Source organism: Microcoleus sp. MON1_C1 (assembly GCF_036701945.1).
Lineage (GTDB): Bacteria > Cyanobacteriota > Cyanobacteriia > Cyanobacteriales > Microcoleaceae > Microcoleus.
This window is the reverse complement of record NZ_JAUBRO010000057.1, coordinates 1-15,201: the sequence shown is the minus strand read 5'-3', so window position 1 is coordinate 15,201 and position 15,201 is coordinate 1. Positions and strand designations below refer to the sequence as shown.

The following is a 15,201-nucleotide window of genomic DNA, read 5'->3' as shown; positions in this document are numbered from 1 at the left end:
GACTAAGAACAAAGGTATAAACCCGATTTCTTCCCTTGTGGGGCGGGCTTTCCAGTCCGCCTCGGAAGCTATAAGTTCTATCCGCAACAACTTGATTAAGCTTAACAGCAACCGTTCTCAGACCTTAATACAATCCTTAAACCAGCGCGCCTCAAAAAATTGTTGCTGGACTTCAGAATTTTCTCAGAATTGATAGTTAGTTTAAATAGACAACGATCGCCCCATTCAATCGATCGAGGAAATTTACCATGAAAACAGATTACCTCATCGTCGGCAGTGGTTTATCAGCACTGGTTTTCGGAGCTTTGATGGCAAACTCCGGCAAAACCGTACACATCCTCGAAGCTCACGAGCATCCCGGAGGCTTTGGTCACACCTTTACGATGGCCAAAAAATACACCTTTAATGCCCAATTCCACTACGTTTGGGACTGCGGCGAAGGACATACAGTCAATCGAGTTCTCAAAAAACTCGGCCTCGATCGAGATGTCACCTTTGAACGGTACGATCCGAATGGCTACGACCACATGAGAATGCCTGGGTATGCGCTGGATATTCCCTCGGAACCAGAGGAACTGATCCGGCGATTGTCGGCGCTGTTTCCCGAAGCGGGCGAGAGAATTCGCCAATTCGTCAACGAAGTCGAGAAAACCGGCAACGGACTCAGAAAACTCGCTCCTCCCGTCAAACCAATTGAATTGCTCAAAAATTTCGGTGACGTATTCTGTGCCGTCCAACACCTCAACAGTACACTTCAGGACGTTTTCGACAAGTTCCAACTCCCGCAAGCCGCCCAAACCCTATTAGCCCTGCAATGGCCGGATTTTTTGCTGCCCCCAAATCAGCTTTCTTTCTATGCTTGGATTGCCTTGTTTAGAGGCTATCAAGAAGGTGCATTTTACCCGACGCAGCATTTTGAAGATGTCATCAATTCTTTAGTTAAAGTCATTGAATCCAACGGGGGGAAAGTTCTACTAAACCATGAAGTCACGAATTTTAGGGTGACAAACAGAACAGTAACGGGAGTTGAAGCGATGGATTTGACTACGCATCAAACCCATGAATTCACGGGCGACACGGTGATTTGCAACCTTGACCCGAAAAGAGCGGCCAAGATGATTGGAGAGGAACTGTTCTCTAAAAAAGTGCGGCAAAAACTCAACTATGAGTATTCTGCATCTAACTACATGGTGTACTGCGTTGTCAAAGATATCGATCTCCGAGACTATGGATTTGGCAAGTGGAATACGTTTCATTCGGAACACCTGGATCTAAATGAAGCTTTTGCTCAAATGTATGAGCAAAATGATTTTTCTCGTCCCAGCTTTGCAATTACAACGCCAACTTTACTGACGGAAGCGCGGGGGGATTGTCCAGAAGATTGTCAAATTGTAGAATTTCTGACTGTTGCTAATTACAGCTATTTTAAACAACTTTGGGATAGCGATCGCAAAGCTTACAGACAGAAGAAACAAGAGATTCTGGACTCGATTTTAGATGTAGTTGAAAAACACTATGTTCCGAATTTCCGCAAACACATGGTCTTTCATATTACCGGAAGTCCGACGACTAACGAGCGCTTCTGTTGGTGTCCTAACGGTAATTCCTACGGTTCCAGCCTGACGCCGCGCAATATGGGGGTCGATCGACTAAATCATGAAACATCCCTCAACAATTTCTATTTCTGCAACGCCTCCTCGGGCTATCCAGGCTTTGCACCGACATTTTGGACGGGGGCGCTGCTTTATCAACGGTTATCCGGCGATGCGATTTTAGGCTAAGAAAAATTGGCAATAGGTTATTTTCCTGTTTCTCCCGTTCCTTGGCTTTGCCAAGGAATGAATTTCACTCTTGCTCTGCCTCATCTAAAAAATCTCTCGTTTCTGCTCTCATTATCTCGTTCCTTGGCTCTGCCAAGGAATGAATTTCAGGAGGCTCTGCCTCCTCTTAAAAATGACGATGCACAGCAACAGTGAAATGCGTTTCCCGGTAAAACCTGGAAACTAAAATTTATTCCATCTTCCATCTTCCATCTTCCTTCTTTCTTCCATCTTCCTTCTTTCTTTCTTATTCCTTCTATCAATCTAGGAGTGAACTATGAGAATTGCAATTGTTGGGGGCGGAGCGAGCGGTATGGCAGCAGCCTACTGGCTCGATAAACAGGGGCATCACGTCACTGTGTTGGAAAAGCAGCCGATTTTAGGTGGACACATTCGGACGCTCAACAAAAATGTTGCGCCAAATCAATCGGAGTGCAATGAAATATTAGAAAATGGGGTGCTGGAATTTCCCACTGTGTTTTACAATTTCGCGGCTTTTATGCAGGAGCTAGGCGTTGAATTAGAACCCGTGCAGATTGGTTCCGCGCTGTTTCTTAAAGATGGCGATCACTTTTTGTCTAAGGTCTCTATCCGGAAAAATTTTACCGGAATCCAACGCCTGATCGAGTATTTGCGGCTCGATAGTATCTACGCTCGATCGGCTGCATTTATTTTAAAAATGCGGTTTGCTAAACAGCACGATTTCTACGATGTGCCGCTTTCTCAGAGTTTAAAAAGCTCCAACATCCGCAATTATTGGCTGAAGTTGCTGACGATGTACAGCTACTCGATACCGTTTGAATCGCTCGACAATTTTCCGGCCGAATTGGCCCTGCCTGTTCTGCGCGACTATGCCTTGGTCAACTGGGTGAGGATTAAAGGCGGGGTGTATTCTTACATTGAAAAGATTCTGGAGCGGTTTAAGGGCGATATACGGCTGAATGTGGAGATTGCCCAGACTTTCAGAAGTGCTGATGCTGTAAAAATTGTGCTTTCTAATGGGGAGAGTCAGGAATTTGATAAGGTGGTTTTTGCGATGCCACCAGACCAAGTGATGAGGCTGTTGTCCGATCCGACGGATGCGGAAATGAAGCGGTTTTCGGCGTGGAAAGCCAATTATGCAACGACTGTGCTGCATTCGGATACATCAATGTACGATCGCTACGGTATCCGCAAGTTATCAGAATTTGATTTTTTCGAGACGGAGAAGGGATGGGGATATAATGCCAGCTTGAATCAGCTTTGCGGCATCTCATCCCCACGAGAGTACAGTTTAGCTTTTCAACTGGAGGAGTCGATCGCCAAAAAAGACATTATTCACATTCAGAAACATCACACGCCGCTATATAATGTCGAGTCTTTTCGCTATCGAAATGAAGTTATCGAGACTAATGGCGAAAACAACACTTATCATGCAGGAGCTTATTTGGGTGATGGTTTGCACGAAGGAGCCATTACCTCTGCTTTGCGAGTCGCGAAATTAATTGGGTGAGCTTAATGGTCCTGCTACAAACTCTCGCAAATATCAGTAAATTTCTTGCCGGTGCAACACTCTCACAAAAGTAATGATGTCTGCATCAAACAGTTAAACCAATGCGAGAGTCGTCCACTCGGATGCGAAATTAATTTTTGGCGTTCGTTGCCTAAGCTGCGACACCACGTGCTGCCGTTAAGTAGACATCATTGCTCAAAGATGGGGGCATTGTCGATCCGGCTAACTGAGTACCCTCAAAGTTGGTTCCCGTGAATGTTGCCCCGCTCAAGTCGGCTTCGCTCAAGTCTGCATAGCACAGCCTAGCCCAATCAAGGTTTGCCTGCACCAAAGAAACTCCCACCAGATTTGCCCTGGTTAAATCTGCTCCCATCAACTTGACGCCCCGCAACTGAGCCCCGCTGAGATTGGCAGCTAACAAGTTCGAGCCTTCCAAGTTTACCCCGTTCAGTTTGGCTCCGCTCAGGTTGACGCCATTGAGATCCGTCCTGCTGAGGTCGATGCCATTGATGTAAGCTTTGCTGAGATAGATGCCTGTTAGTTGAGCGCCAAAAAGCTTTGCACCGCTGAGTTTTGCCCCTCCGCAGTTTGCCCAGTTGAGGTTTGCTCCCGTGAGGTTTGCGCCCCGCAGGTTGATGAATTGCAGGTCGGCTGTACACAAATTGGCGTTCCAGAGGATGGCGATCGCCAGGTTGCTACCTATGAGTTGGGCGCCACTCAACTTTGCCCTGGGCAGTTTTGCTTTGACGAGGAAAGCTCCGCTGAGATTGGCCTTCGTGAGATCTGCGTCCGCTAGTCTGGCTTGACCCATTTTGGCAAAACTCAGATTTGCCCTGTAAAGGTTTGCGTCGTTGAGTTCTGCTTTAGTGAGATGCGCCCGACTCAGGTTAGCTCCCGACAGGTTAGCCCTCGAAAAATTTACGCCAACCAACATAGCTCCGCTGAGGTTGGCTCCGCTGAGGTTTGCGCCAGCAAAGTCTCTGTTTCCATTTTCGTACTCTTTGAGCAGCTCGGTTACTTCCATACGGGTCAGATTCCTAATACCAGAAATTTATCTAGAAATAAACACTCTTTATAGATATTTTATCTCAAATGGAGTGGAGGCGCTCGCACTTTCAAGAAAGCTGACAATTAACTTTATATTTATACATATATAGCAATCCTTGCAGGAGTCGTAAATTTTTACCCCTCCCCAACCCTCCCCGAACCCGCTCGCTCCGGAGTAAGAAATTCACAAATGATGCGAGGATTGCTATAGTTTGTGCTTTTTCCAGAGTCCCGACCTTTTTGAGGTCATAGTCTGAAACCCTTGATTTATCGTGGATCTCTAGTGTGCTTCGGCAAGCGTTGCGATGGTACTGAGATCCGTGAAACCGTGATTCTCAGTAGGTAAGCTATCAAACACTGTCCGAATTGTTAATCAATAGTTAAAATCAATATTCTTGTTGTCCACTGTGACTAACAGCTTTTTTAAACGGAGACTGCAAATTTGTTAGTTGTGTTTGCGTCAGGTGTCCCGAAGGCTGGCACGGTCATAGCTCCATATTTTATCTACTGTCATTTTTCATAAAAATTAGAGGTGGAACAACAGCTTAATCAGCGAGAATTTTTCTCGGTTGTCTCGCAGCAGTTATACGATCGTGCTTTTCAATATTTCCTTGAGTCGATCAGGGTTAAAAGTAATTTCAGACCTGGTACTTCTGAGGAATTTATCGATATGCCTAACGGTAGAGGGTATTCGTTCAAAACCTAGCAGATAATATACTGCAGATGATACAAAACTAACAGCAAGTAGTATCTGTATAGGATCACCCCCTCTACGGACAGTTAGGCAAATGTGTCAATCTATGTTATGCTGAGTCACAATTGAGGAAGGATTATGTCAAAAGAAAGAAAAAGCAACAAAGAAGTCAAAAAGCCAAAGAAACAACCTGATGGTGTTGCTAAGCCGAAGGATGACAAAAAAAATTATGGTAGCAGCGAGGGCCGCAAGTAGAGATAGCTGCCACTCTCAGCACTGTGATTAATTGTGTTTAAGTTTGAGTAGTATCAATTCTGAATAAATTACAATATCCTATTTTTGGATAATAGGAAAACAGGTTTATTATACCTAGGGTATATGCAGTCCTCAACCCAAAGTATAATGAAATCTGTTTTTAGCTATGAAAATGAAACATTCTGTCGCTGATCGAATTTAAGATCGGCTATTTAGACTTTGTGGAAAAAAAATATAGTTCGATCGCCCAAATCTATCACAGCGATATCTCAGTAACTGCAATATTACCCTCAAAACACACGTCAACATCAGTCCCCGCCGCCCGAGCGCGCGATCCATATTCTCCCGCATAATAAAAGTATTCTCCCTCCATCCGGTACACCACCGGCAGCGGCTGCGTCGAAGGCTGGCAAAACACAATTTCCGGTTCCGCACTTCCCGGCGCTAAATGCGGCAAATTCACATTCCAGAAACACCCAGACTTTAGTTCCCGGTTCAGCAAATCCGCCAACACCCGCGATGTCCAGCGAGTAGCGACATCCCAGTCTATTTCGAGCGGCCTTTTAATCCGGTGGGAAATTGCGATGCCCGGAATACCGTGCATGGCTGCTTCCCGCACAGCCGCAACCGTACCCGAAATATACACGTCAACCCCCAAATTGCCGCCCGCGTTAATACCCGAAAGCACCAAATCCGGCTTCGCACAAACGTGATGAAGAGCAATACGCACGCAATCGGCCGGTGTTCCCCCTACAGCATACTCAAATTCCGATCGCCGATCGACATGAATCGGACTGTGAGCCGTCACTTGATGCCCGCAGCCCGACAATTGCCCCTGCGGAGCCACCATAATTGTTTTGCCTTCTACAGCCTGCAAAAGTGCCTGAATGCCTGGAGCGTCGATGCCGTCGTCGTTGGTTAAAATTATCGTCATTATGTGTCGGTTTTATAGAACCGATTTGAGAGCGCAGAGGCTGGCAACTTTCTGGTAGCTCTAGCCCAAATTGGTTGTTGGTTGGTGGCGATCGTCAGTATGAGCATTGCCACACATTTATATCATGGCATTAATTGAACAGTTGCCGCAGAAATGTGGCGCACCACATTTTAGGTCAGCCGCATTTTGATATGACAGCTAAAGCGACTTGTTACGCTTGCCCCAGTGCAGCATTCATGACATCAGTGTCGATGCAAACATCTAATCATCACATCATTTTTTCCTCGGCTCTCCCCGATGCTTGGTGTTAAAAGTAGCAGATGATACTAACTATCTGAGACTAAACGTTGAAACCCTCGATCGTGCTAAATTATTAGCTTACGTTATCACCATAAGTACGAGAGAGCCACACGGGAGAAGAAAATATATGATAAAATTATAATTCACTATTTAAGTCGAGTTGATTTTCGCTGAATCGCTTACGGTGACTAATAAAGCAAGTTTCTAGTTATAAACTGCGGTGTTGCTAATTGCCAGCTTGCTAATCAAGTTTTTTACTCGAATTAGCCATTAGCAGCCTGTTTGAGATAACTAGCAACTTAAGTTAAGAGCAATTAGTGCAGGTGTAATTCATCTCTAATTTAACCCCTATAAAAACTATGAACCAATCTGTAGAAAACGACGATAAGGTTGAAAAAAATAGTAGTTTCCCGCGATCAGTATTGTCAGTTAGTCGAGTAGAGTTTGGGCTAAGAGAAGATAACCCAGAGGCCAAGTATTGCCCGCTAAAACTGCTAGTTAAGGACGGAAAACAACTTCCGTCAGGATTGCAAGGCCACGTATTTATTATTTCAGCCACAGGCTCTGTTGACTCCAAATATCGCGATGATAACAAAGATATTGTATTTCCTTCCCGTGATGGTTTCACACCATTTTACAACGGCGACGGGATGGTTTATCGCTTTGATTTTGACAATCTTGAGGAAGGAGTATTTCTCACAACTAGAATTGCTAAAACCCCCTGTTACTATGCCGACGCAGCCACAAATAAATGCCAGCCTAACCTGAGATTTAAAAATCGCGGCATCATGCGAATGTCTGACGAGTTAGGGATTCGCAATCAGCTAAACACCGGATTTCTACCCATGAAATTTTCTCAGGAAGACAACGAAAGACTGCTGATAACTTGGGATATAGGGCGTCCCTACGAAATTGATACAAAAACGCTGGAAGCAGTCACTCCGGTGGGTTGGGATCGAGATTGGAGAGCCTTTAATCCGCTATTAGCTAAGCTTCCCTTACAACCGCCTTTTCCGTTTAAATTAGTTCAGACTTCAGCCCATCCTTGTTTTGACGAGAACACAGGGGAAATGTTTACTGTCAACAGCGGGCGATCGCTCTCCACTTTTATTGCTCAATTGCGTCCAGTCCTCTATTGGGCATTCGGTTTGATTGACAGCATCAGAAATCCCTCCCCGCGAGGATTTCAGAAAGCTCCCGACCAAAAAAACTTTTTCCAAAAATTAGCAGCAGCCTTTAAACAAACAATTCATTTATTATGGAGTCTGCTGCAAAGTTTTAATATATTTGCCAACTTTGTCTATGTGATTTCCTGGGATGGCAAAGAAAAGATTAATAAATGGCAGGTAACGCACCCCAATGGTTGCCCGATCGCAATTAAACAGAGTATGCACCAGATAGGATTGACTGAAGACTACGTGGTGCTGATGGACACTGCCTTTAAATTCTTACTAGAAGAAATACTTCCGGCGCCAAACGAGCCAAAATATGAAGAAATAGAAAAATGGCTGAGCAACTTAATCGATCGCCCGCAATTACCCGACAGTACGATCTACATTGTCCGCCGCACTGACCTGAAATCAGATGTCAAGAAAGTGGTAGCGCGACAGGTTGTCATTCCCCGCGAAACCACGCACTTTCTCACAGACTATAAAAATCCGAACGATCAAATCACGCTGCACTTAGCGCACGTATGCGCTTGGGATGTAGCTGAATGGATTCGCGAGATCGATTTCAGCAACTCAGACAACAATGGAGGCTTACCCCATATGTTTGGGATGACAGTAGGGCCATTAGATATTAGTCGCATGGGATGCTACGTACTCGATGCTAAGGATGCCAAACAAATCAAAGTTGCCAGAAGCGATTTGACAGGAGTTTATGCAGACAACCAGCCTAACAAATATTGCCAGGATACTCAGACCAACGGTAAAGAATATTGCAAATACACTTGGGGACCAGCACTTTATGCTTACCGTGAAAATCCGCCTTCTGGACACTTTGAAAATATCTACTGGAGCTTTTTTGGATGCTGGGAAGATATTTTCACTGAAGAAGGATTCCAAATGTATCAAAACTATAAATATCGGGAAATACCAGCCGATGAAGTGCGCCAGTTGACCAAAAAAGGCATCAAATCTAACTTGTTACGACTGCACATAGCAGATCTGGATACCCTTGAAGCAAATGAAAATCGGTTGCAGATTCAAGACGCATACGAATTTGACACAGGTTATTTCGGCAACTCGCCGCAATTTGTCCCCCGCGCGGGCGGAACAGGCGGCTCAACAGACGGCTATATTGTATGTGTAGTTTATAATGGTACAGATGAGCAACCTGACAACGGCAATGAAATCTGGATTTTCGACGCTGCGGATTTGAAGAGCGGCCCCCTATGCAAACTCTGGCATCCACAACTTAATTTTGGGATTTCCGTACACACGACTTGGTTGTCCAAGATTGGCAAACGGACGGCTAGTTATAATATTCCGGTGAAACAAGATTACGAATATTTAGTCAAACAGCAACCTCAAGAAATTCAGGAGTTCTTTAACGAGTGGGTATATCCGAAGCGAGTACCAAAAGACAGCGGTGACTGTAGCGTTAGTTAGCTCCGCAAGTCAGATTGCTAACTCAAAAGTGATCGCTGTTTCAACTGACTAGCAGTTGGCGCGATCGCTATATTGTATTTTATATATGATGGCACTGATATCACTTCAAGATTAAGACACCTATGTTAGCAATTCGCGGATATAAAATTACTTCACAAATTTACCAAGGGCTTAATACTGTTATTTATCGAGGGATCAAAGAGTCAGACGGACAGCCAGCGATATTGAAAATCCTCAAAAACGAGTATCCTAATCTAGAAGAAATCACCCGTTTAAGACAGGAATATGAAATTTCCAAAAACCTTAATATAGAGGGTATAGTTAAACCTTTAGAATTACAAGAATTGGGAAACCGCAAATTTATCCTAATTTTGGAAGATTTTGGCGGAATTGCTCTCTCAGATAGCGAACAATTTAAGCAGCCACAAATACGAGATTTTCTAGCGATCGCGATTCAGGTAGCATCTACCCTCGCTCAGTTGCACGATCGTTGCATTATTCACAAAGATATCAAACCCCAAAACATCATCGTCAATTTGGCCACAAATCAAGTAAAAGTTACCGATTTTGGGATTGCCACCCGCCTGTCTAAAGAAAATCAATCCCTCAGCCACCCCAACTTATTAGAAGGAACTCTTGCCTACCTATCCCCAGAACAAACAGGTCGGATGAATCGAGCAATCGACTACCGAACGGATTTCTACTCTTTAGGCGTCACGTTTTATGAAATGCTAACAGGGAAACTGCCCTTTCCGACCACTGACGCCCTCGAATTAGTTTACTCCCACATTGCCATTCAACCCGTACCACCAGCAAAAATTAACAGCCAGATTCCTCAAGCAATTTCTGAAATTGTGATGAAATTGATGGCTAAAACTGCTGAAGAACGCTATCAAAGTGCTGAAGGTTTGAAGTTCGATCTAGAACAGTGTTTAACTCAATTAGAAACTACAGGGAAAATTGACAACTTTCAAATTGGTCAAGAAGATTTATCAAGTCAATTGCAAATTCCGCAGAAACTCTACGGTCGATTTGAACAAGTTCAGACACTCCTAGCCGCCTTCGACCGCATCAGTAATGGGACAGCGGAAATGATGCTAGTAGCTGGCTATTCAGGCATTGGGAAAACTGCTGTAGTTAATGAAGTTCACAAACCGATTGTCCGGCAGCATGGCTATTTCATTGCGGGTAAATTTGACCAATTTAAGCGCAACATTCCTTACGCTTCTCTGATAGAAGCTTTATCGGAACTGATGCGCCAGCTATTAACTGAGAGTCCGCAACAGATAGAGAATTGGAAACAAAAACTCTTAAACGCGTTAGGCCAGCAAGGCCGAATTATTACAGAAGTTATTCCCGAAGTTGAACTGATCGTTGGCGAACAGCCGCCCGTGCCAGAAGTGGGAGCAACTGAAGCTCAAAATCGATTTAATCGGGTGTTTGCCAGCTTTATTCAAGTTTTTACTCAACCAGAACACCCGCTGGTTATTTTTCTAGATGATTTGCAGTGGGCTGATTTATCGTCGCTCAAGTTAATTCAACTGCTGGTGACTAACCCCGACAGCCAATATCTACTGATGATTGGTGCTTATCGAGATAATGAAGTCAGTCCGACGCATCCTTTGATGCAAACTTTGAAAAATATTCAAGAAAATTCAGCTAATTTAACAACAATTACCCTCGCACCTTTGAGTATTACTGATGTCAATCAAATAGTTGCCGACACTCTCAAGGAAAGCCAAAAATCCCAAAGCCTATCCGCTCTGCTATTTAACAAAACTCAAGGCAATCCTTTCTTTTTAAATCAACTGCTAAAATATCTTTATGAAGAAAAGCTGTTAGCTTACAATTTTAATAGTGGCCAATGGGAGTGGGAAATAGATGAAATTCAAGCGATAGGAATTGCGGATTATAACGTTGTCGAGTTAATGGTAAAGCAGATTCAAAGGCTGCCGGAAGCAAGTCAAAAGATTTTGCAGTTAGCAGCTTGTATCGGCAGCAGATTTTATTTAGATGTTTTGGCGATCGTCAATGAAGAATCTCCTGTAGAAACGGCAAATCAACTGTGGTCTGCCCTAGAGGCAGGTTTGATTCTCCCCTTGAACGACGCCTACAAAATTCCGCTCTTTTTTGACCGCGAACTGGCAGAGAATTTGCACCTTGACGATATCGCCAGCCGTCAAACTGCATCTGTGCAAATTCCTTACAAGTTTTTGCACGATCGCGTACAGCAAGCAGCTTATTCTCTCATTGCCGAAGACCAAAAAAAATTAACTCACCTCAAAATTGGTCAACTGCTGCTGAAAAATACGACCCCATCTCAGCAAGAAGAAAACATTTTTGCGATCGTCAATCAACTGAATATCGGCAGCGAGTTCATCACCGAGCAGTCAGAAAAAAACCAACTCGCTGCCCTGAATCTCGCCGCAGGTCGGAAAGCTAAAGCAGCAACAGCCTCCGAAGCGGCTGCCAATTATTTTAATGCGGGCATGGAACTCCTGGCAGCTTCTAGCTGGCAAAGCAATTACGAACTCACGCTCAACCTCTATATAGAAGCTGTAGAAGCAGAATACTTGTGTACCAACTTCGAGAGAGCTGCTGCACTGGCAGAAATAGCGCTGCAACAGGCAACAACCCTGCTCGAAAAGGTGAAAGTTTACGAGCTAAAAGTTGAATTTTATATCGCTCAAAACCAGCTATCCAAAGCCCTTGAAACCGGACTGCAAGCGGTAGAGATGCTCGGAGTTTCCCTAGCTCCTCTGCCCAGCGAGGGCAGCAGTTCCGTGCAGATGCCGAGATTAGAAGAGTTAGAAAACCTTCCCGAAATGACCGATCCCTATTTGCTAGCAGCTCTGCGAATCTTGATAACGGCAACGGCAGCTGCTTCGATCTCAGCGCCTTCAACCTTTGTTCAGATCGTTTTAACGAAGGTCAATCTTTGTGTGGAACGGGGTCATTCAGCTCTGGCAGCGATCGCTTACGCAAATTACGGCATAATTTTGTGCGGGCCGATGGCAGACTTGGGCGCGGGATATTACTGCGGGCAGTTGGCGATTAAACTCCTAGATATTTTTCCTGACAACAAACTCAAATGTCGAGTTTATGCGCCATTTTACGGTTTGATATCCCATTGGAAAGAGCAGGCTAAGGAAAGTATTGCACCGTTAGAAGAGGCGATTCAAGCCGGTTTGGAAACGGGAGATTACCAATATGCAGGCTATTGCGTACTCCACTATTGTACCAACCTATTATTGAGCGGCGAACGCTTAGAAATGGTCGATGTAAAAATTAGCGAATATATCAAATTTTTAAATAAAATCAAACAGGAATTTCCGCTCAATTTCATTAAGGTATGGCATCAACTGACCTTAAATTTGCAAGGATTATCATCAGATAAAATGCTGCTGCAAGGCAAAAGTTTTGATGAAGCAGCGATGCTGGTATATTTGCAGGAAACCAAAAATGTAACAACGCTGTTATTAGTTTACCAGGCCAAAGCCTTTCTCTGTTATTTATTTAAAGATTATTCCCAGGCTCTTGCCTGCATTTTGGCAGCTCACGAACACCTCAGAGGCGATAGCGGCATGATGACGTTTCCCGCTCACTACTTCTATTATTCGCTGATCCTGCTCGCTAATTACAACAGCGCTGCGCCGAGGGAGCAACAGCAATATCTGGAATTGGTAGAATCTCATCAGGAAAAAATGAAAGGCTGGGCGCAAGACGCGCCGATGAACTATCAGCACAAGTACGACCTGATCGAGGCAGAAAAAGCGCGGATTTTGGGACAAAATGAGCAAGCAATTAACTTGTACGAAAGAGCGATATCGGGAGCGATAGAGTACGAACGCCTGGAAGATGAAGCTATTGCTAAAGAACTGGCTGGAGAATTTCATTTTGCTTGCGATCGCGAACATATGAGTCGGTTCTATCTGAACGAATCCTACTACGCTTATATTCGCTGGGGAGCTACGGCAAAAGCCCAAGATTTAGAGTCAAGGTATCCAAAAATATTTGGGAGAATAACAGCTCAAAAAAATCTCGGTCTTGATTTTAATACCACGACATTAACAATAGGAGGTAGCTTGGAAGGATTAGAGCTACTTTCTGTGCTTAAATTTTCCAAAATCATCTCTGGGCAAATTGTTTTAAGCGAACTGATTTTACAATTTATGAAAATTGCGCTCAATAATGCTGGCGCTCAAAAAGGATTTCTGATTTTGAATCAGTCAGAAGGTTTTGCGATCGCAGCCGCTGGGGAAGTTGAGGACAGCGATATTAATGTGTTGTTATCTCCCCAGATTGAACTAGAGCAAGTTGTTCCCTTAAGCGTTATTTATTATGTGGAAAAGACTCTCAAAACTGTCGTTTTAAATAATGCTAAGGCTGAAGGAGCTTTTAGAACAGACCCTTATATCAGGACGCATCAACCCAAGTCAGTCTTATGTATTCCCATCATCAATCAAGGCAAAATGATGGGTTTACTTTACTTTGAAAATAATTTGGCAACTAGCGCTTTCACTCCGACGCGGCTGGAAGTTTTAAAACTGATCTCTTCTCAAGCAGCAATCTCGCTAGAAAATGCCTTCCTTTACCACACGCAGGAACAAAAAGTAGAAGAGCGCACCGCTCAACTCGCCCAAGCAAACCAGGAAATTAGCGCCCTCAACAACAAACTTCAAGCCGAAAACATCCGCCTCAGTGCTGAGTTGGAAGTCACCAAACGACTGCAACAAATGATCTTGCCCAAACAATCAGAACTGGATAAAATTAAAGGATTAGAAATAGCTGGATATATGCAACCTGCCGATGAAGTTGGCGGCGACTACTACGACGTGCTAACCCAAAATGATACGGTAAAAATTAGCATCGGCGATGTTACGGGACATGGTTTAGAAAGTGGCGTATTAATGATTATGGCGCAAACCGCCGTCCGCACTCTCCAACAAATGAACGAAACCGATCCGGTGAAGTTTCTTGATGTGTTAAACCGCACCCTTTATGCCAATATCGAGCGCATCGACTCGTCTAAAAACATGACCTTGGCTTTGTTAGATTATCAAGATAGTAACTTCAGCCTCAGCGGTCAACATGAAGAAGTTATCGTAGTCCGTACTGATGGTAACATCGAACTGATCGATACAATGGAACTCGGTTTTCCCCTGGGATTAGAGGAAGATATTTCGGGTTTTGTTTCCCAAATTCAAGTGCATCTTAATCCAGGGGATGTAGTAGTGCTTTACACAGATGGAATTACCGAAGCTGTAAATATAAATCGAGTGTATTACGGCATAGAAAGATTGTGCAAAGTGGCGAAAGAACATCGCCACAAAAAGGTTGAAGAAATTCGACAAGCAGTAATTGATGATGTGCGGCAACATATTGACAAGCAGAAAGTTTTTGACGACATTACGTTGGTAGTCCTAAAACAGAAATAACGCAAGTTGGGAATTGGGAATTGGGAATTGGTAATTGGTAATTGGTAATTGGTAAATTGTTTGAGCGTCCGACGATCGAAACCGACTTCACGCTCAACAATTTTGGAAATGGTGCGCGGACTCAAGAACGTGCGATCGACAAACCGCTCTCAATTTTTGTATAAATACACACTTACTGCTTAGTGATATTACGCAATTTCCCATTGTGACAGCCGATGATACCGAAAGTTGCAATAACAGATAGTTAGCCGTGGAATTCCTAAGCAACAGCCATCCTAGCGTTTGCGATACAACCAAGTTTACGAAAACTTTAAGAATAAACCTCGCAAAATATTGTTTTGGTAAAGGTAGCAAAAAGGTATATACAAATACCTTTATAGGATAGATGATGTAAATAGATACCAGAAGAAATCAATAAAGTCAATCCCCAAACGATATAAAAAAGGTATTACTCTTATGAAAACCAACTTCGCCCAACCACTAACCGCCTGTATAGCTACTGCTGGTTTAGTTGTTGCTTCTTCCTTACTAACTGTAGTTTAGACTAACCAAAGATGAGAACGGTGGCAAAAGAAGAACTAGAGCCACCGTTAAGGAGAGAATGAGGGT

Annotated in this window: 7 protein-coding genes; 5 read left to right on the top strand and 2 right to left on the bottom strand. The window is 43.9% G+C overall.

The window, feature by feature from the left end:
- The first annotated feature begins 248 nt into the window (after nt 1-248).
- Together QUA62_RS24610 and QUA62_RS24605 are read left to right on the top strand one after the other, a co-directional pair.
- Nucleotides 249-1,781, top strand: a complete 1,533-nt coding sequence (locus QUA62_RS24610; RefSeq protein WP_333407376.1) for an NAD(P)/FAD-dependent oxidoreductase — start codon at nt 249-251, stop codon at nt 1,779-1,781.
- Nucleotides 1,782-2,097: 316 nt separating this feature from the next.
- Nucleotides 2,098-3,312, top strand: a complete 1,215-nt coding sequence (locus tag QUA62_RS24605; protein ID WP_333407374.1) for an FAD-dependent oxidoreductase — start codon at nt 2,098-2,100, stop codon at nt 3,310-3,312.
- Between the two features lie 151 nt (nt 3,313-3,463).
- Here QUA62_RS24605 and QUA62_RS24600 read toward each other — a convergent pair whose 3' ends face one another.
- Nucleotides 3,464-4,336 (bottom strand): pentapeptide repeat-containing protein, encoded by an 873-nt coding sequence (locus tag QUA62_RS24600; RefSeq protein WP_190656134.1) that lies wholly within the window; start codon nt 4,334-4,336, stop codon nt 3,464-3,466.
- A 1,228-nt stretch (nt 4,337-5,564) separates the two neighbouring features.
- Nucleotides 5,565-6,242, bottom strand: coding sequence for a 5'/3'-nucleotidase SurE (gene surE, locus QUA62_RS24595; protein WP_333407372.1), 678 nt, complete (start codon nt 6,240-6,242; stop codon nt 5,565-5,567).
- Nucleotides 6,243-6,901: 659 nt separating this feature from the next.
- On the opposite strand from surE, the gene QUA62_RS24590 reads away from it, so the two are divergent.
- The 3 genes from QUA62_RS24590 (at nt 6,902) to QUA62_RS24580 (ending at nt 14,756) form a co-directional block, all read left to right on the top strand.
- Nucleotides 6,902-9,154, top strand: coding sequence for a carotenoid oxygenase family protein (locus tag QUA62_RS24590; RefSeq protein ID WP_333407370.1), 2,253 nt, complete (start codon nt 6,902-6,904; stop codon nt 9,152-9,154).
- A gap of 122 nt (nt 9,155-9,276) precedes the next feature.
- On the top strand, nt 9,277-14,592 hold the full coding sequence (locus QUA62_RS24585; protein ID WP_333407368.1) for an AAA family ATPase: 5,316 nt from the start codon (nt 9,277-9,279) through the stop codon (nt 14,590-14,592).
- A gap of 41 nt (nt 14,593-14,633) precedes the next feature.
- A complete protein-coding gene (locus QUA62_RS24580; RefSeq protein WP_333283367.1) occupies nt 14,634-14,756 on the top strand; it encodes a hypothetical protein in 123 nt (40 codons plus the stop codon).
- Nucleotides 14,757-15,201 lie beyond the last annotated feature (445 nt).

Coding starts and splice junctions, on each gene's coding strand:
- QUA62_RS24605 (WP_333407374.1), top strand. CDS start 2,098: ATGAGAATTGCAATTGTTGGGGGCGGAGCGAGCGGTATGGCAGCAGCC.
- QUA62_RS24590 (WP_333407370.1), top strand. CDS start 6,902: ATGAACCAATCTGTAGAAAACGACGATAAGGTTGAAAAAAATAGTAGT.
- surE (WP_333407372.1), bottom strand. CDS start 6,242: ATGACGATAATTTTAACCAACGACGACGGCATCGACGCTCCAGGCATT.
- QUA62_RS24585 (WP_333407368.1), top strand. CDS start 9,277: ATGTTAGCAATTCGCGGATATAAAATTACTTCACAAATTTACCAAGGG.
- QUA62_RS24610 (WP_333407376.1), top strand. CDS start 249: ATGAAAACAGATTACCTCATCGTCGGCAGTGGTTTATCAGCACTGGTT.
- QUA62_RS24600 (WP_190656134.1), bottom strand. CDS start 4,336: ATGGAAGTAACCGAGCTGCTCAAAGAGTACGAAAATGGAAACAGAGAC.